Here is a 16,881-nt window from a genome sequence, read left to right on the forward strand (position 1 = left end):
AATCATGCTGGTAACTGAAGAGCAACAACAGATCGCCGACGCCGTGCGCGACTTCGCCCAGGAGCGCCTGAAGCCGTTTGCCGAGCAATGGGACAAGGAACACCGTTTCCCCAGGGAGGCCATCGAGGAGATGGCCGGCCTGGGCCTGTTCGGCATGCTGGTACCGGAGCAATACGGCGGCAGCGACACTGGCTACGTGGCCTATGCCATGGCCCTGGAAGAGATCGCCGCCGGTGACGGCGCCTGCTCGACCATCATGAGCGTGCACAATTCGGTGGGCTGCGTGCCGATCCTCAAGTTCGGCAGCGAGGCGCAGAAACAGCAGTTCCTCGCGCCATTGGCCAGCGGCTCGATGCTCGGCGCCTTCGCCCTGACCGAGCCCCAGGCCGGCTCCGACGCCAGCAGCCTGAAGACCCGCGCCCGCCTGGACGGCGACCACTACGTGCTCAACGGCAGCAAGCAGTTCATCACCTCCGGGCAGAACGCCGGGGTGGTGATTGTCTTCGCCGTGACCGACCCGGACGCCGGCAAGCGCGGCATCACCGCCTTCATCGTGCCCACCGACTCACCGGGTTACCAGGTGGCACGGGTCGAGGACAAGCTCGGTCAGCACGCCTCCGACACCTGCCAGATCGTCTTCGACAATGTGCGGGTGCCGGTAGCCAATCGCCTGGGTGAGGAAGGGCAGGGCTACAAGATCGCCTTGGCCAACCTTGAAGGCGGCCGCATCGGCATCGCCTCGCAGTCGGTGGGCATGGCCCGCGCCGCCTTTGAGGCAGCACGCGACTACGCCAACGAGCGGCAGACCTTCGGCAAGCCACTGATCGAGCACCAGGCCGTGGCCTTCCGCCTGGCCGACATGGCAACGAAGATTGCCGTGGCCCGGCAGATGGTGCTGCACGCCGCCGCCCTGCGCGATGCCGGGCGTCCGGCACTGGTGGAAGCGTCGATGGCCAAGCTTTTCGCCTCGGAAATGGCCGAAAAGGTCTGTTCGGACGCCTTGCAGACCCTCGGCGGTTATGGCTATCTGAGCGACTTCCCGCTGGAGCGGATCTACCGCGACGTGCGGGTCTGCCAGATCTACGAAGGCACCAGCGACATTCAGCGCATGGTCATTGCGCGCAATCTTTGAAGGAGCAGACTGCATGGCATTCGAAACCATCCTGTTGGACATCCACGGCAAGGTCGGCCTGATCACCCTCAACCGCCCGCAGGCACTCAACGCGCTGAACGCGCAGATCGTCGGCGAGATCAACCAGGCCCTGGACCAGCTGGAGCGTGACCCGAACATCGGCTGCGTGGTACTGACTGGTTCCGCCAAGGCCTTTGCCGCCGGCGCCGACATCAAGGAAATGGCCGAGCTGCAATACCCGCAGATCTACGTCGAGGACCTGTTCAGCGATTCCGATCGCATCGCCAACCGGCGCAAACCGATCATCGCCGCGGTGTCGGGCTTCGCCCTGGGCGGTGGCTGCGAGCTGGCGATGATGTGCGATTTCATCCTGGCCGCCGACAACGCCAAGTTCGGCCAGCCGGAAATCAATCTCGGCGTGCTGCCGGGCATGGGTGGCACCCAGCGCCTGACCCGCGCCGTGGGCAAGGCCAAGGCCATGGAACTGTGCCTGACCGGCCGCCTGATGGGCGCCGAGGAAGCCGAGCGCGCCGGCCTGGTGGCGCGTATCGTGCCGCAGGCGGAGCTGGTGGAAGAGGCGCTTAAAGTGGCCGCGACCATCGCCAGCAAGTCGATCCCGGTGAGCATGATGGTCAAGGAAAGCGTCAACCGCGCCTTCGAAGTCACCCTGAGCGAGGGCGTGCGCTTCGAGCGCCGGGTATTCCACGCTGCATTCGCTACCGAAGACCAGAAGGAAGGCATGGCCGCGTTCATCGCCAAGCGCGAGGCGCAGTTCAAGGACCGTTGATGTCACGCGGGCGCCGTTTGTACGGCGCCCCATGTCACTACAGGTTGAAGAAGTAGCGCTCGGCTGCGGCGCTGGTGATGGGCGCCCGGTAGACCTCAACCTCCTTGCCGCTGGCGTCGGTATGGCGTCCGCCGGCGGCATGGCGCTGGGCAGCAGTCTTCAGGTGGCCGGCGGTGAAGTCGGCCTTGGCCGTGTCCGCTGCCGGGTAGTGGAAGTGGGCGTACCACAGCGCCTGGCCACCCCGGCTGATGCTGTATTCGTCCAGGTAGTCGACGGGGCGGCCCTTGACCTTAGCCAGGCGGGTGCGGCCACCGACCAGGGCGATCCGCACTTCGCCTTGCTCCAACAGGAACTGCACCTCGCCCATCCTCGGTTGACGCGCCACGGCGGCGTCCATACGCATCCGGGTCGCCTGGCGAGCCATCTCTGCGGCCAGATCGCGCAGGTGCCTGGCCACCCTTTCGGCATCCTTGCCCTGGCTCGCCTCGTCGGTTTCATTGTCCGCTGTCAGACGCGCCTCGATGTCCTCGACCCGTTCCAGCAGGCGGTCACGCTGGTGCAGCACGGACTCCTCGATCTCCACTGGCAGGTAGCTGTCCGAGGCCCGTTGCAGGCGGGCCACTTCCTGCGCGGTTTCGGCGATAAGCCCGTCGCTGCCCTTGAGCAGGCGCTTGAGGCTCAGGCCTGACGCACGGTTGACCACAATCGCCGGTGCGACCTCGACCCATTCACCGTGCTTGAGATGGTAGGTCTGGCCCGGGGTCTTGCTGTCGGGGCCCGGAATGTCCACGGTGCTGGCGTCGTTCGTGCGGGGCTCGGCCAGCAGCAGGCCATGTTCGGTGGTTTCGATCAGGCCGGGAACCTTGCTGCGCAACTGCTTGAGGGAGCTGACCGGTGGGTAGTCGGGCAAATTGCCCAGGTCCTGGGCAATCAGGCCCTGGATGTGCTCCAGTTCGTCGCGCAGGCGTTGCAGGGTCTGTTGCGCGGCCTCGCCGGGCACGCGCTCCGCGAGGTTGCCCAACTGGCGCGCGGCGGCCTGGAAATGCCCCTGGATGCTGCGCAGCAAGCGCACCGACACTTCCTGATCGGCATCGGCCAGCTTGTACAGTTCGCTGCGCTGGATGATGCCGAGCTGGAAGCTGCGCCAGAAGCGGTCGCGCCAGTAGGCGGTATCGTTGCTCAGACCATGGACCAGGGTCAGGCGGTTGAGCAGGCTTTCGAGGTGCAGGAAGCGCAGGAACAGGTCCTTGTTCGCGGTGGCGGAGGGGACGGCCATCAGATCGCGCCAGTGGACGATATCGGGGTGTCGCTGGCCGGCCAGCCGGGTCAGTTCTTCCTGGCGTTGGCGTAGCAGGGTGTTGTTGTGGATCATCTGCTCGAGCAGCGGTTGCATGGTGTCCAGGCGCTGGGTCGCGATGCGGATGTCGGCGCGGCTGAGCTCCTCGCCGTCCTGGTCCTGTTGCCGGGCGATCTGCGCCAGTTGCTCGCGGATGGGCTGGTAGCGTTTTTGCAGCAGGGTACGCAGGAGCTGCTGGCAGGAGCAGTCCTGGTACAGCGCGAATGCATGTACCTTGCGAAAGTCTTTCACCGGTTGCATGGCGTTGCGGGTCCTGAGGTGTTCTATATGGGTGGTCCAGAATGCCGACAAGGCCTGCACCTTGCCCTGGCAACGCTCCAGGGTCGCATCATCGAGGGCAGTGGCGGCCAGCTTGTCGATGGTGCTCAACTCCCGGATCCTGTCCGTCATCAGTGCCTTGTCCGCCATGATCGCCTCATTGGCCGCCTGCATGGCCGTCTCCTTGTCCAGGCGCATCCGGCGGATCTGCTCGGACAATGGCATGCCGCCCTTGAGCCCCAGGCGCAGGTCCAGTTGCCAGCGGCCGATCTCGTCGCGGTGCAGCCATGGGCCCTGGGTGAGGTCCGGGCCGATGATGCGCAGCCGCTGCGGTACCACCAGTTCCACCTCGTAGACATTGCCGTCCTGCAGGGTGAAGAAGCGGGTGTCCTGCAGATAGAGCCCACGCAGCCTGCCGTTGGGTATCGGCGCTCCCAGCGCGCTGGCCTTGACCGTTGCCTGCAACGCCTCGAGCGCGTCGCGTTGGGTGTCGTTGAGTCGCCGATCAGGGCGGGCCCAGGTGAAATCCAGCTGGGTGAAGGGCACTGCTGCCGCGACAGGCAGGAGGGGGCCGGTTTCGGAGGCGTGGGGTGGTGTCAGCCCGACGGGCGACCGAGGTGTCATGCCCTGCTCCAGTTGCAGCCGTATGAGCGAGTGGGAGAACAGCAGCAGGGCGATGTTCAGCAACAGGTTGACCAGGGCCAGTTCGTGCCCGGTGGGGTTGCGTTCGGCATCGGATTCGACGAACTCGGCCAGGGCCACTTCCATCTGGACCAGCCAGGCTACTTTGCCCAGGGTGCCGCCGGCCAGCGGCAGCAAGGTGTTGAACAGCAGCCAGCCTAGTTCTTTCCAGCTGTTCCAGCGGGTCTGCGCGCTGGTGCTGGCCTGGGCCTCGAAGCGCTGGATCGACTCGGTCACACAGCCGTCGTACAGGGCCTGGTCGACATGGGCGACAGCATCCTCGATGGACAGGCTGACAGGCGCAGGCGTGCTGAATGGCACGGCGCTGGTGTCGTCCAGCGGCACGAACAGATGCGGTTCGAGGAAGCCGCCGTGGGCATAGAAGCGACGGTCCTCGGCCGGCAGGCGTTGCAGCAGGTCGTCCTGCAGCGGCCCCGTTGCGCTGATCGCGACGAACAGCGCCATGCGATCGGCGAAGTGCACCAGTGGCTCCTGATGCAGCGGGCGGTACAACAGGCAGCCTGCGCTGCCCGGATCGTCAGGCTCGATCAACCAGGTGTTGAGGGGATGGTCCGGCGCCGAACCGGGTGTCTTGATGAACCCCAATGGCCGCAGGATCCAGCGTGGTAGCAGCCCATCGGGGCCGGAGGCGAACACCTGGGCGACATGTCCTGGAATCGTCGGGTCCTGCAGGCTGCCGCGCAGGTAAAGCTCCATGGCCAGGGCCGGGAGCTGGGCCCGCAGTTGCTGGTACAGCAGGTGCTGGCGCTGCTGCCGGCGGGGCGGATCATCCAGCAGTTTACCGCGCAGCATGGCCGGGTAGGCGCTGGCGATGTCCAGTTCGCTGACCAGGCGACGCAGGTAGGGTTCGTCCAGCCATTGCGGCAGGGCATCCCCGCTCGTGCTGCTCAGCACCACGCGTCCGGGCCTGAGCAGCCCGAGGTTGCCGATGGCCAGTTGGGCGAGGGTCAGCACCACCGGCGTGACCTCGCCCGAGGTGATGATCATGTCCTGGCCCGCAGCGGCGGCGGCGATGGTCTGGTAGTTGGTGAGGCGAATGGTTTCGGGCGCGGGCGCGTCGGCGGGATGATCGCTGGCCATGCGGGCGGCGAGGCAGCGATTGGCGAATGCTTCGGCATCGTCGATGCCGTCGAGCCAGAACTGCCCCTGGGTGTCTCGATATTGCTGGGCGACATCGATCAGCAGTTCGCTGTAGTGCATCAGTGAACGGCTGTCGGCATTGCGCAACCAGTCGGGTAGCTGTTCACTGAGTGTCTTGCGCTGGGCAGTCTCGACCTCGTCGCACAGGTCGATCAGCGAGGTCAGGCGATCCAGGTCACGGTTCATGGCCATGGCATCGAACTCGCCGTGGTAGCGTCCGGCGAGGTGTTCCACCAATCGCAACTGCTGCTCGAGCAGGCCCAGGGCCTGGACCTGGAACACCGGGTCGGTGGAGGCCGCTATTTCGATCTGGCGTTGACCGGATCGCACGACCTTGGCCAGGGCGTGGTCGATGTCTTCAAGCATGACCTGGCGGGAGTTGAAGCGCAGCAGCTTGCCGGTCAGGGTAAAGAGCAGGGTCAGCGCGCGTTGTGGATCGCCGTCGTCATGCTCGATCAGCACGGCGCTGGACAGGTCGGCATCGAGCTTGTTGTCGGCGCTCAGGTCCACGCCCAGGTTGAGTACTTGCAGGCCCTTGGTATTGGACCAGTCGCTGCGCTGGGCCGGTGTCGGATAGTCATGCACCAGGCGCACGATGGCCTGTGCGAAGCCGGGCAGGGTCTGGGTTCTGGCCTGCAGGAACTGGTCCTTGAGGTAGCTGGAATACCAGCTCCAGGGGGTCTGTCCGCTGCTGTCGTGGCGGCCCCAGTAAGCCACCAGTGCCTGCCGGTAGCCATCCACGAGCAGCGGGCCTGCTTCGTCGATCAGCAACTCGACGGCATGCAGGTCGAGGTCCACCTGCCAGGCCGGATCGCTGTCCTGACGGGTGCTGAGAAAGTCCTCGCCGACGGTCAGGTTGAGGGTGGCGCGCTGGCAGTAGCGCTCCACCAGGACCTGGGAGAGCGGTCGGATCCAGGGTGTGGTGGATTGCGCTCGGGCACTGACAAGGTACAGGCCTAGCGGGTCATGGGCATTGCCCAGTTGTCGCTGCCGCCATTGATCACGCAGGATATCGTCGGCGGCGTCGAGCAGGGTGGGGCGGTCGTTGAAGCGTTTGGCGACCTTGCAGTCCAGGTTGCTGAAGCTGGCCAGGCGTTGGTGCAGGTTGTCGTTCATGATGGGGCTTCGGGTCGTTGTGAGGGCCGCTATCAAGCGCGTTTTCCTGCTGTTTCGTGCGCTAGCTGGCTACTACCCGAGAGAACCATTATTATTTCGGCATATTACCCAATGGCGTCTTGCAGGCGCGCAATCCGTACTATTCCACGGTGCCAGTCAGCGGATTCCCAACCTGTTTCGGCCAAATCCGCCGTCATTTCTGTTGCCCACTCGGGCGCGGCACCTTAGACTGCCGCCCCCTGTAAAAGAGTGCCGGTTGGCGCTTGAAGAATTCCGCGGCCGACGAAGCTTCGTCGGCGGCACCCGAATCGCCCAATGCACATTTTTTCATAGAGAAATCGATGACCAAGGAACAGTTGCTGGCCATGTCGGCCGATGACTACATGAACGCCGAACAGCTCGCGTTCTTCACCAAGCTGCTGCAAGCGATGAAAGTCGAAACGCACGAGCGCATCGAACTCAGCCGCACCTCCATCGAAAGCCTGGACAGCCCCTCGGATCCGGCTGACGTGGCGTCGGTCGAGGAAGAACGCACCTGGCTGGTCAACGCCATCGACCGCGACCAGCGCCTGCTGCCGCAGCTGGAGATGGCCCTGGACCGCATCGCCGACGAAAGCTTCGGCTGGTGCGACGACAGCGGTGAGCCGATCGGCCTGAAGCGCCTGCTGATCAGCCCGACCACCAAGTACTGCATCGAAGCCCAGGAGCGTCACGAGCAGCTCGACCGCCACCAGCGGCAGATCTGATCCAACGCCTTGCGCAAGGCCCCACGGAGCGATCCCTGGGGCCTTCGTGTTTTCTTGCCCTGTATCAACGGGTGGCCGGCTGCATCCAAGTGAGCGTGGATAATGGCGTTATAGTGGCGTTTAATGACGTCACAATAACGACATGCGGATGGACCACGACAATGATGCGAGAAGGATCTCTGCCGGCCGGCGCAGCGCCGCAGGCCACCCCGACCCGTGCGGGGGCCGCCGTCGCCCTGTTGCAGGGCGTCGCGCTGTGCGCGGTGTTGGCGGCCATGGCGTTCACCGGGCTGCCCTTGTACCTGGCCTTGCCGATGGCGCTGGCGGTGCTGTGGCTGCCGCGTGGGCGCAAGGTGGCCGCCGTGCAGCCGGTATCGACGCCGGCCCAGGACGGCACGCTGCTCCAGGAACTGGCCCGCGGCACCAGCCACAATGCTTTGTCGGCCGCCGCAGTGGCGCATTCGGTGCAGCAACTGGCGGCCCGGGTGCAGTCGCAACTGGGGGCTGCCCAGGAGATCGTCGGCAGTGCCGAGATCATGATCACCACCGAGGAGCAGACTGCCCAGCTCAGCCAGCAGGCGCTGCAAGCCGCTCGTTCCGCCCACGGCAGCAGCGTGGTCGGCAGCGAGGTGCTGGCCGAGTCCATCCAGTGCATGCGCGAGCTCAGTGTGCGCGCTTCGGCCAGTCGCGAGCTGATCGAGGCCCTGCATCAGCGCAGCGAGGATATCGCCCGGGTCACCCTGGTGATCCAGGGCATTGCCAGCCAGACCAACCTGCTGGCGCTCAACGCCGCCATCGAGGCGGCGCGGGCCGGCGAGCATGGCCGTGGCTTCGCGGTGGTGGCCGACGAGGTGCGCGGCCTTGCCGGGCGTACCGCCAGTGCCACCGAGGAGGTCGGCCAGATGGTTGCGGACATCCAGGCGCGCACCGCCCAGGTGGTGGCGCAGATCCGCACGCTGGCCGAGGACCTGGGCAAGGGGGTCGGCCAGGTCGAGCAGGCTGGCGGGCAACTGGCGCAGATTGCCAGCCTGGCGGCCAGTGTCGAGGGGCAGGTGAGCGAGATCGCCGGGGGCACGCAGGTCAACCAGGCTCAGCTCGACACCCTGTTCCAGGCCGTGGCCCAGGTGCGCGGCGACCTGGAGGTCAGCGACCAGCAGACCCGGCGCCTGGCCAAGGCGGCGGTGCAGATGGAGGGCCAGGTGGAAAGCCTGAGCGAACGGCTGGCCGAGGTCGGCCTGGACGCCTACCACCAGCGGGTATTCGAACTGGCGCAGGCGGGCGCGCGGCAGATCGGCGAATGTTTCGAGACGGATATCGAACAGGGGCGCATCGGCCTGGACGATCTGTTCGATCGCCAGTACCGGCCGATTGCCGGCATGCAGCCACCACGTTTCAGTACGCGCTTCGACCACTACACCGACACGGTGTTGCCGCAGCTCCAGGAACCGTTGCTGCAGCACGACGGTATGGTCTACGCCATTGCCTGTACCCAGCAGGGCTACGTGCCGACCCACAATAATGCGTTCAACCAGCCGCTGACCGGCGATGCCGCCCATGACACGGCGCACAACCGCAGCAAGCGCATGTTCGATGATCGTACCGGCGCTCGCTGCGGCAGTCACCAGCAGCGGGTGCTGCTGCAAACCTACACGCGAGACACCGGTGAGCTGATGCACGACCTGTCGGTGCCGATCTTCGTCGCGGGACGACACTGGGGTGGCCTGCGCCTGGGGTACCGGCCTGAACCCGGGCTCGATTGAGGCGATTTTGTTGCCTGGAGTGCAACACTGCTGTACCGCCTTGCGCTTTATTCGTGGGGTACCCAGGTCGTATCATGCGCACATCGTTAGGTTGCTAATTAAATTCCGGAGGGGATGATGACTAGCCGAGTCGATGTGGCCGTGATGATCGGCAGTGGTGTGCCACGGTCCTTGCAGGCCCTGGGCAAAAGGGCGTGCTGGGTGGTACTGGTTGACGGCGAACGTCGTGGCACGGCCTTCGCCAGCCGTGATGAGGCCCTGGAGTGCCAGGCTGCATGGCAACAGCAACTGGGCAGGAGCCAGGCGGCGTGAAGCTTCAGCGCTCCAGGTGGCGTGCAAGCTCCCAGGCGTCCTGGTAGCGCTGGCGGAATCCGCGGACCTTGCCAGAGGTGATTTCAGTGATGTGAAAGAAGCCGATACCGGCGGCCACAACGCTGTATCGGGATGTGCCTGGCATAGCCGTACGCCAAGAAATGTTACTTGCCTCTCGACGGAATTCGGTGTTTTCGTGCATATTCCTGTACCTGTAATGCGCGACGAAGGGTTGGGGCACACTCATGCTGAAGTGTCGCCCTCAGTAGTCGCATCTTCCTGACCCCTTTGCCGTCAGGTTATACGTTTCCTATTTGCGGATAGTTTGCCGAAGCACGCCGGATGTTCCAGCGGGGAAGTGTTCCCTGCTTGGCGTATCGTTCGTGTGCGTGGATCTTCGCTTATTGAATCCATGGTCCTTTGGACTTCGACTTTGTGTGGCTGCCACCCCAACGCCCAGCGGCGTGTGCGGTGCGGCTTGCTGTAATTGATGTGAGGAGCTTTTCATTGGCAGTCAGTACTCTGGATACCCATGCGTTGTTTGCCCTGGGCGATTTGCGCGCCAAGCTGGTCAAGTTGTTCCAGGGGCGCTTCGTGTATGTCACCGAGCAGAACCCCGACGGCCTGTACATGGCCGAGATCGATACCGATGACGCCATGGTGGTCGATGACAAACAGCGCCTTGAGCTGAAAGTGGGTGACCACTTCCGCGCCGCGGTGCTGCCCAGCCGCGAAGGCGGCAAGCTCGAACTGCGTTTTCGCGAGATCAAGTTCAATGTGTACGGGCAGGGCGACTACGCCTTCGTTTCGGTGCCGGAAGGCGAGGCCATCGTGTTCCGTGAAGGGCAGGGCGTGATGCTGGTGTTCGCGGCCCAGCAGCAGGTCCAGGAAGGCCTGGGCAAGCTGCTCAAGGCGGTGACCGGCAAGGTCGCCAAGTGGCGCAAGGGCGAGCTGACCACCTTCAAGGCCAGCGAGTGAGCGACGAGGACACGCCCGCCTCGCGGGCCGACTTCCACCGTGAGCATCAGGCCCGGGCCCTCGAGCAGGCCGAGCGCCTGCTGGCGCGCCGGGATGAACTGCAGGGGGCGTGGCTGGGCTGGGTGGCCGGCGAGCTCTACCAGATGAGCTCACCGCCCTTCGTCGCCATGGTGCGACGCGAGCTGCAGCGCTTGAGCCAGGCCTGACGGTTGGGGTTGCGCATTCCCCTGTAGGAGCGGCCTTGCGCCGCGAAAGGGCTGCAAAGCAGCCCCGGCAATTTATGCGTCAACGCTGAAACCCTGGGGCCGCTTTCCGGCCCATTCGCGGCGCAAGGCCGCTCCTACAACGGGCGTGCGTGGCTTGAGGCCACTTCAGTTACCGCGATCACGCCCGCTGCTGACTTCTTCCGGTACGTCCTCGCCCGAGGTGCGCTTGCGAAACAGCGCGGCCCTGGCCAGCAGCAGGGTGGTCACCGGCACGGTGATCGACAGCAGGATCGGAATCAGCCAGGCGTGCAGCACCGGGCTCTGCTTGAGCACCGAGAAGTACAGGATCGAGGCCAGCGCCACGCACCAGGCGCCGATGGTCGAGGCCAGCGCGGGCGGGTGCATGCGCTGGAAGTACTCCTTCAGGCGCACCAGGCCGATGGCGCCAATCAGCGCGAACAGGCTGCCGATGAGCAGCAGGGCTGCCGTGATCAGCTCAAGCCAGAACGGCAATACCACGGATTCGTTCATTCGATCACCTCGCCACGCAGGAGGAACTTGGCCAGGGCGAAAGAGCCGACGAAGCCGAACAGGGCTATCAGCAGGGCGCCTTCGAAGTAGGTGTCGCTGGCGTAGCGGATGCCCAGCACCAGCATCATCAGCATGCCCAGGATGTACAGGTAGTCCAGTGCCAGTACCCGATCCTGGGCGGATGGACCGCGAAACAGCCGGATCAGCGTCAGGCCCATGGCCAGGGCGAAGATGAACAGGCTGGCGAGGACGGCATTGGCAAGCAGGCCGCTCATTCGAAGATCTCCATCAGCGGGCGTTCATAGGTGTGTTTGAAGTGCTCGATGAATGCTGGTTCGTCGTCCAGGTCGAACACGTGCAGCAGCAGTACGCTGCGGTCCAGGGCCAGCTCCGACCAGATGGTGCCGGGCACCACGGTGGTGATCATCGACAGGGCCGCCAGGCCGTGGGCGTCGCGCAGGTCCAGCGGGATGTGCACGAATGCCGAGCGCGGTGGCGTGCTGCCGGCGCGCAGGACACCACGGGCGACTTGCAGGTTGGAATGGATCACGTCGAGGCCGACCCGGCCGATCAGCTTGGCGATCACCCAGGGCCGACGCACGTGGGCATGCTGCGGGCGCAGCGGCGCCATCAGGATCGGCGCGAGGATGCCCAGCAGGGCGCCCAGCAGCAGGTTGCCCGGGCTGACCGACAGATTGAGCAGCAGCCACAGCACGAACAGCGCGACGGACAGCAATGGCGCGGGGAACAGTCGGTTCATGGCTGCACCTCCAGGCCGGCGGTGGTCGGGCCAGGTACTGGCCGCGTCGACATCACGGCATTGATGTAGGCTTCCGGCGTGCGCAGGCTGGCGGCGGTGTCCTGGGTGTAGCGCAGCAGTGGTTCGGCCTTGAGGCTGAGGAAGATGCACAGGCCCAGGAGGATGACGATGGGCACGCATTCATAGCGACGCAACACCGGGGAGGGGCGCTCCTCGGGCTTCCAGAAGCGCTGGATGCCGACACGGCCGAAGGCGATCAGCGAGGCCATGCCGGACAGCACCAGCAGGGTGACCAAGGTCCAGCCAGCGGCGCCCAACGGTTGCTCCGGGGCAACGCCCAGACCTTGCGGATTGAACAGTGCGCTGATCAGGTTGAGCTTGCCGATGAAGCCCGACAGCGGCGGCATGCCGATGATCAGCAGGGCGCAGGCGATGAAGCTCAGGCCCAGGAAGGCCATGGTCCAGGGAATGATCTGGCCGATCACCACCTGTTGCTCGTCGTCCAGGTTGATACCCTTGGGCGGATGCAGCGACTCCAGCGGCGAGGGCATCGCATCCTCTTCCTCGTCCAGTGGCGCCTCGTTGGCCGAGCGCGAACGCTCCACCAGCTCGGCCAGCAGGAACAGCGCGCACAGGGCCAGCGTGGAGCTTGCCAGGTAGAACAGCGCGGCGCCGGTCAGGATCGACTGGCCGAAGCCGACGGCGGCCAGCAGCGTACCGGCGGACATCAGGATGCTCAGGGCCGCCAGGCGCTCCAGGCGCTGAGCGGCGAGGATCGACATGGCCGCCACGGCCAGTGTCGCCAGGCCGCCGTACACCAGCCAGTCGCCGCCGAAGAACGCCGAGGCGCCGGCCTGGCCGGAGAACAGCAGCGTCCACATGCGCAGGATGGCGTACAGCCCGACCTTGGTCATGATTGCGAACAGCGCGGCCACCGGCGCGCTGGCCGATGAATAGGCCGGCACCAGCCAGAAGTTCAACGGCCACATCCCGGCCTTGGCCAGGAAGGCGATGGCCAGGATCGCCGCGCCGGCATGCAGCAGGCCGCGGTCGGCTTCCGGCACCAGCGGCACCTTCAGCGCCAGGTCGGCCATGTTCAGGGTGCCGGTCACGCCATAGAGCATGGCCGCACCAACCAGGAACAGCGAGGAAGCGAACAGGTTGATGGCGATGTAGTGCAGCCCGGCCTTGACCCGCGCCCGCCCCGAGCCATGCAGCAGCAGGCCGTAGGAGGCCGCCAGCAGCACCTCGAAGAACACGAACAGGTTGAACAGGTCGGCGGTGAGGAAGGCGCCGTACAAGCCCATCAGCTGGATCTGGAACAGTGCGTGGAAGCTGGCCCCGGCGCCGTCCCAGCGTGCCCGGGCGAACAGCAGGGCGCTCAGGCCGACGATGCCGGTCAGGGTGAGCAGCAGCGCCGACAGGTGATCGACCACCAGAGCGATACCAAACGGCGCCGGCCAGTTGCCCGGCAGGTAGACGCCGATGGACTCGGCCTGGCCCTGGGTGCGCACCCACATCAGCAAGGTGACGGCGATGCCCAGGCCGAGGGCGGTGGACAGCAGGTTCAGGCGCGCCTTCAGCCAGCGGTGCTTCTCGCCGATCAACAGCATCAACGATGCGGTAATCAACGGCAGCAGGATCGGCGCGATGATCAGTTGGTTCATCCCGCTCATTCCTCACGCTCCCGGCCATCGACGTGGTCGGTCCCGGTCAGGCCGCGGGAGGCCAGCAGCACCACCAGGAACAGCGCGGTCATGGCGAAGCTGATGACGATCGCGGTGAGCACCAGCGCCTGGGGCAGCGGGTCGGTGTAGTGCAGCAGGTCGTGGGGCACGCCGTCCTTGATGATCGGCTCCTTGCCGATGAACAGGCTGCCCATGCTGAAGATGAACAGGTTGACCCCGTAGGACAGCAGGCACAGGCCCATGATCACCTGGTAGGTCCGCGGGCGCAGGACCAGCCAGACCCCGGAGGCGGCCAGGACACCGATGGCGACTGCAATGACTTCTTCCATCAGGCGGCTCCTGCTTGGCTGGACTTGGCGGGGCGGTAGGCACGCACCGACTGGTGGGCCAGGGCGGTGAGGATCAGCAGGGTCGAGCCGACCACCACGGTGTACACGCCGATGTCGAAGAACAGCGCGCTGGCCACGTGCACGTCACCCAGCAGTGGCAGGTGCAGGTGGGCGGTGTGAGTGGTCAGGAACGGATAGCCCAGCAGCATCGCCCCGGCACCGGTGAGGGTGGCGCAGAGCAGGCCGGTGCCCATCCAGCGCAGCGGACGCAGGCTCATCTGCGCCTCGACCCACTGGGTGCCGGCGACCATGTACTGCAGGATGAACGCCACCGACATCACCAGGCCGGCGACGAAACCGCCGCCCGGCTGGTTGTGGCCGCGCATGAACAGGTACATCGACACCAGCAGGGCGATTGGCAGCAGCAGGCGCACCAGGGCGGCCGGCACCATCATGAAGCCGAGCGCGGTGTCGGTGGCCTGGCGCGGGTTGACCAGGTCGGTGACCACGTCCGGCGCCAGCTGACGCTGCTGGGCCGGCAACTGCATGCTCTCCTTCGGCGGGCGGAAGCGGCGCAGCAGGGCGAACACGGTCAGCGCCACGGCCACCAGCACGGTGACCTCGCCGAGGGTGTCGAAGCCGCGGAAGTCCACCAGCATCACGTTGACCACGTTGCTGCCGCCGCCCTGGGGCAGGGCGCGGCTGAGGTAGAACGAGGAGATGTCGTTGGGTGTCGGGCGGGTCAGCATGGCGTAGGACAGCAACGCCATGCCGCCGCCGACCAGCACTGCCAGCACCAGGTCGCGCAGGCGTCGCAGGCGTGCGCGGTCCTGGCTGCCGGGCAGCGGCGACACGCCTTCGATACGCCGTGGCAGCCAGCGCAGGCCGAGCAGGATCAGCACGGTGGTGACCACCTCGACCGCCAGCTGGGTCAGCGCCAGGTCCGGCGCGGAGAACCAGACGAAGGTGATGCAGGTCATAAGGCCGCAGACACCGACCATGATCAAGGCCGCCAGTCGATGGTACTTGGCCTGGTAGGCGGCGCCGATGGCGCAGGCGATGGCGATCAGCCAGAGGGCGACGAACACCCCGGAGCCCGGGATCTTCGGCCGGTCGCCCCAGCTCAGGCCGCTGTACAGCAGCGGCACCAGGCCGGCGACGAAGGCTGCCAGTACCAGCATGAACAGCTGGGTCTGCAGGCGCCGGGTGGTCAGCAGGCGCTCGACGCGGCGGGCCAGCAGCATCAGGCGCACCAGGCCGTGCTCGAACAGGCGCTTGCCGTTGAAGCGCTCGATTAGCGGCGGGTGGGGGAAGCGGCCGCGCTGCAGCTGCTTGCGCAACAGCAGATAGAGCACGATGCCGCCGGTCATGGCGATCAGGCTCATCATCAGCGGCGCGTTCCAGCCGTGCCAGATGGCCAGGCTGTATTCCGGCAGCACGCCGCCCACCACGGGTGTCGCGGCTGCTGCCAGCAATGGACCGACCGATTGCGCCGGGAAGATGCCCACCACCAGGCAGGTGAGCACCAGCAGCTCGACCGGCGCGCGCATCCAGCGCGGCGGCTCGTGGGGCGTGTGCGGCAGGTCCTGGGCCGGTGGGCCGAAGAACACGTCGACGGTGAAGCGCAGCGCGTAGGCCACGCTGAAGGTCCCGGCGAGGGTGGCGATCACCGGCAGGGCCGCTTCGACCCAGGCCGTGGAGGTGATGAATACGGTCTCGGCGAAGAACATCTCCTTGGACAGGAAACCGTTCATCAACGGCACGCCGGCCATCGAGGCGCTGGCGACCATCGCCAGGGTCGCGGTGAACGGCACCAGGCGGAACAGGCCGCTCAGGCGGCGGATGTCACGGGTGCCGCTCTCGTGGTCGATGATCCCCGCCGCCATGAACAGCGAGGCCTTGAAGGTGGCGTGGTTGAGGATGTGGAACACCGCAGCGACCGCCGCCAGCGGGCTGTTCAGGCCCAGCAGCAGGGTGATCAGGCCCAGGTGGCTGATGGTCGAATAGGCCAGCAGGCCCTTGAGGTCGTTCTGGAACATCGCGGCGAAGGCGCCGAGCAGCAGGGTGGCGGCGCCGGCGCCGCCGACGATCCAGAACCATTCCTCGCTGCCCGACAGCGCCGGCCACAGGCGGGCCAGCAGGAACACCCCGGCCTTGACCATGGTCGCCGAGTGCAGGTAAGCCGAGACGGGGGTTGGGGCCGCCATGGCATGGGGCAGCCAGAACTGGAAGGGGAATTGCGCGCTCTTGCTCAGGGCGCCGATCAGGATAAGGGGCAGCAGCACCGGGTACAGCGCATGCTGGCGGATGGTGTCGCCGGCAGCCAGGACCTTGTCCAGGTCATAGCTGCCGACCACATGGCCGAGCAGCAGGGCCCCGACCAGCAGGCACAAGCCGCCGGCCCCCGTGACCATCAACGCCATGTAGGCGCCGCGGCGGGCGTCGGCGCGGTGGTGCCAGTAGCCGATCAGCAGGAAGGAGAACAGGCTGGTCAGCTCCCAGAAGAACACCAGCTGGATCAGGTTGCCGGAGATCACCAGGCCGAGCATGGCACCCATGAACGCCAGGAAGAAGGCGAAGAAGCGCGGCACCGGGTCCTGGGGCGACATGTAGTAGCGGGCGTACAGCGACACCAGGGTACCGATGCCCAGCACCAGCAGGCTGAACAGCCAGGCGAAGCCGTCCATGCGCAGAACCAGGTTCAGGCCCAGGCTCGGTAACCAGAGGAACTCTTCGCGGATCACCCCGCCATCGGCAATCTGGGGGTACAGCAACGCCACCTGGACGGTGCCGACCAGGGCCACGAGCCCGGCAAGAATGGACTCGGCGTTGCGTGCGTTGTGCGGCAGTACAGCCGCCAGGCAACTGCCCAGGAAGGGCAGAAGCAATAGCACAATCAATGACATAGCGTTCTGTTCTGAGAAGTTTGCCAAGGATCATACGTGCCGGACGGTTGATCACCAACACGCAAGGGTTTGCAGGATCCTACAAATGTGCTGTGACAAGCTGTTTTTTTATAACAGTTTCTTTCAGAGCATAGCGGCTGATCGTGTGCCCGTGGGGTTGTGCGTTCCCTGTG

General features: G+C 65.7%; 14 protein-coding genes. 7 read left to right on the forward strand and 7 right to left on the reverse strand.

Annotated features, from left to right (window positions below; all coding sequences use genetic code 11):
• Positions 1-4: 4 nt before the first annotated feature.
• Together POF53_RS07235 and POF53_RS07240 are read left to right on the forward strand one after the other, a co-directional pair.
• The gene (locus tag POF53_RS07235; RefSeq protein ID WP_203651921.1) at positions 5-1,132 is read left to right on the forward strand and encodes an acyl-CoA dehydrogenase; all 1,128 of its coding nucleotides are present in this window, start codon (positions 5-7) and stop codon (positions 1,130-1,132) included.
• A gap of 13 nt (positions 1,133-1,145) precedes the next feature.
• The gene (locus POF53_RS07240; protein ID WP_198743228.1) at positions 1,146-1,919 is read left to right on the forward strand and encodes an enoyl-CoA hydratase; all 774 of its coding nucleotides are present in this window, start codon (positions 1,146-1,148) and stop codon (positions 1,917-1,919) included.
• 37 nt (positions 1,920-1,956) lie between these two features.
• Here POF53_RS07240 and POF53_RS07245 read toward each other — a convergent pair whose 3' ends face one another.
• The gene (locus POF53_RS07245) at positions 1,957-6,492 is read right to left on the reverse strand and encodes a hypothetical protein (RefSeq protein WP_498967016.1); all 4,536 of its coding nucleotides are present in this window, start codon (positions 6,490-6,492) and stop codon (positions 1,957-1,959) included.
• A 341-nt stretch (positions 6,493-6,833) separates the two neighbouring features.
• On the opposite strand from POF53_RS07245, the gene POF53_RS07250 reads away from it, so the two are divergent.
• The 5 genes from POF53_RS07250 (at position 6,834) to POF53_RS07270 (ending at position 10,494) form a co-directional block, all read left to right on the forward strand.
• On the forward strand, positions 6,834-7,238 hold the full coding sequence (locus POF53_RS07250) for a TraR/DksA family transcriptional regulator (RefSeq protein WP_050704989.1): 405 nt from the start codon (positions 6,834-6,836) through the stop codon (positions 7,236-7,238).
• Between the two features lie 161 nt (positions 7,239-7,399).
• A complete protein-coding gene (locus POF53_RS07255; protein WP_203651924.1) occupies positions 7,400-8,998 on the forward strand; it encodes a methyl-accepting chemotaxis protein in 1,599 nt (532 codons plus the stop codon).
• A gap of 117 nt (positions 8,999-9,115) precedes the next feature.
• On the forward strand, positions 9,116-9,310 hold the full coding sequence (locus POF53_RS07260) for a hypothetical protein (protein ID WP_203651925.1): 195 nt from the start codon (positions 9,116-9,118) through the stop codon (positions 9,308-9,310).
• A 507-nt stretch (positions 9,311-9,817) separates the two neighbouring features.
• The gene (locus POF53_RS07265; protein WP_028690546.1) at positions 9,818-10,288 is read left to right on the forward strand and encodes a hypothetical protein; all 471 of its coding nucleotides are present in this window, start codon (positions 9,818-9,820) and stop codon (positions 10,286-10,288) included.
• The gene (locus POF53_RS07270; protein WP_498967020.1) at positions 10,285-10,494 is read left to right on the forward strand and encodes a hypothetical protein; all 210 of its coding nucleotides are present in this window, start codon (positions 10,285-10,287) and stop codon (positions 10,492-10,494) included. The genes POF53_RS07265 and POF53_RS07270 overlap by 4 nt, the downstream gene beginning before the upstream one ends.
• Before the next feature lie 165 nt (positions 10,495-10,659).
• Here the strand turns inward: POF53_RS07270 and POF53_RS07275 are convergent, their stop codons facing one another.
• The 6 genes from POF53_RS07275 to POF53_RS07300 are packed head-to-tail and all read right to left on the reverse strand — an operon-like array spanning position 10,660 to position 16,708.
• On the reverse strand, positions 10,660-11,025 hold the full coding sequence (locus POF53_RS07275; RefSeq protein WP_203651928.1) for a Na+/H+ antiporter subunit G: 366 nt from the start codon (positions 11,023-11,025) through the stop codon (positions 10,660-10,662).
• The gene (locus POF53_RS07280; RefSeq protein ID WP_011534656.1) at positions 11,022-11,300 is read right to left on the reverse strand and encodes a K+/H+ antiporter subunit F; all 279 of its coding nucleotides are present in this window, start codon (positions 11,298-11,300) and stop codon (positions 11,022-11,024) included. Before POF53_RS07280 ends, POF53_RS07275 begins: the two co-directional genes overlap by 4 nt.
• Entirely contained in the window at positions 11,297-11,785 is a 489-nt protein-coding gene (locus POF53_RS07285) for a Na+/H+ antiporter subunit E (protein WP_203651929.1), read from the reverse strand. Before POF53_RS07285 ends, POF53_RS07280 begins: the two co-directional genes overlap by 4 nt.
• The gene (locus POF53_RS07290) at positions 11,782-13,452 is read right to left on the reverse strand and encodes a monovalent cation/H+ antiporter subunit D (protein WP_498967023.1); all 1,671 of its coding nucleotides are present in this window, start codon (positions 13,450-13,452) and stop codon (positions 11,782-11,784) included. Before POF53_RS07290 ends, POF53_RS07285 begins: the two co-directional genes overlap by 4 nt.
• 5 nt (positions 13,453-13,457) lie before the next feature.
• Positions 13,458-13,802 (reverse strand): Na+/H+ antiporter subunit C, encoded by a 345-nt coding sequence (locus tag POF53_RS07295; RefSeq protein ID WP_028690551.1) that lies wholly within the window; start codon positions 13,800-13,802, stop codon positions 13,458-13,460.
• Positions 13,802-16,708: a monovalent cation/H+ antiporter subunit A gene (locus tag POF53_RS07300; protein ID WP_254464473.1), complete on the reverse strand. Its 2,907-nt coding sequence runs from the start codon at positions 16,706-16,708 to the stop codon at positions 13,802-13,804. The genes POF53_RS07295 and POF53_RS07300 overlap by 1 nt, the downstream gene beginning before the upstream one ends.
• Between the last annotated feature and the right edge of the window lie 173 nt (positions 16,709-16,881).

It is taken from the genome of Mitsuaria sp. RG (genome assembly GCF_028369275.1).
GTDB lineage: Bacteria > Pseudomonadota > Gammaproteobacteria > Pseudomonadales > Pseudomonadaceae > Aquipseudomonas > Aquipseudomonas peradeniyensis.

Excerpts from the sequence above, each read along its gene's own strand:
- POF53_RS07275 (WP_203651928.1), bottom strand. The coding sequence starts at position 11,025 with ATGAACGAATCCGTGGTATTGCCGTTCTGGCTTGAGCTGATCACGGCA.
- POF53_RS07295 (WP_028690551.1), bottom strand. The coding sequence starts at position 13,802 with ATGGAAGAAGTCATTGCAGTCGCCATCGGTGTCCTGGCCGCCTCCGGG.
- POF53_RS07285 (WP_203651929.1), bottom strand. The coding sequence starts at position 11,785 with ATGAACCGACTGTTCCCCGCGCCATTGCTGTCCGTCGCGCTGTTCGTG.
- POF53_RS07250 (WP_050704989.1), top strand. The coding sequence starts at position 6,834 with ATGACCAAGGAACAGTTGCTGGCCATGTCGGCCGATGACTACATGAAC.
- POF53_RS07290 (WP_498967023.1), bottom strand. The coding sequence starts at position 13,452 with ATGAACCAACTGATCATCGCGCCGATCCTGCTGCCGTTGATTACCGCA.
- POF53_RS07235 (WP_203651921.1), top strand. The coding sequence starts at position 5 with ATGCTGGTAACTGAAGAGCAACAACAGATCGCCGACGCCGTGCGCGAC.
- POF53_RS07255 (WP_203651924.1), top strand. The coding sequence starts at position 7,400 with ATGATGCGAGAAGGATCTCTGCCGGCCGGCGCAGCGCCGCAGGCCACC.
- POF53_RS07240 (WP_198743228.1), top strand. The coding sequence starts at position 1,146 with ATGGCATTCGAAACCATCCTGTTGGACATCCACGGCAAGGTCGGCCTG.
- POF53_RS07300 (WP_254464473.1), bottom strand. The coding sequence starts at position 16,708 with ATGTCATTGATTGTGCTATTGCTTCTGCCCTTCCTGGGCAGTTGCCTG.
- POF53_RS07245 (WP_498967016.1), bottom strand. The coding sequence starts at position 6,492 with ATGAACGACAACCTGCACCAACGCCTGGCCAGCTTCAGCAACCTGGAC.
- POF53_RS07260 (WP_203651925.1), top strand. The coding sequence starts at position 9,116 with ATGACTAGCCGAGTCGATGTGGCCGTGATGATCGGCAGTGGTGTGCCA.
- POF53_RS07280 (WP_011534656.1), bottom strand. The coding sequence starts at position 11,300 with ATGAGCGGCCTGCTTGCCAATGCCGTCCTCGCCAGCCTGTTCATCTTC.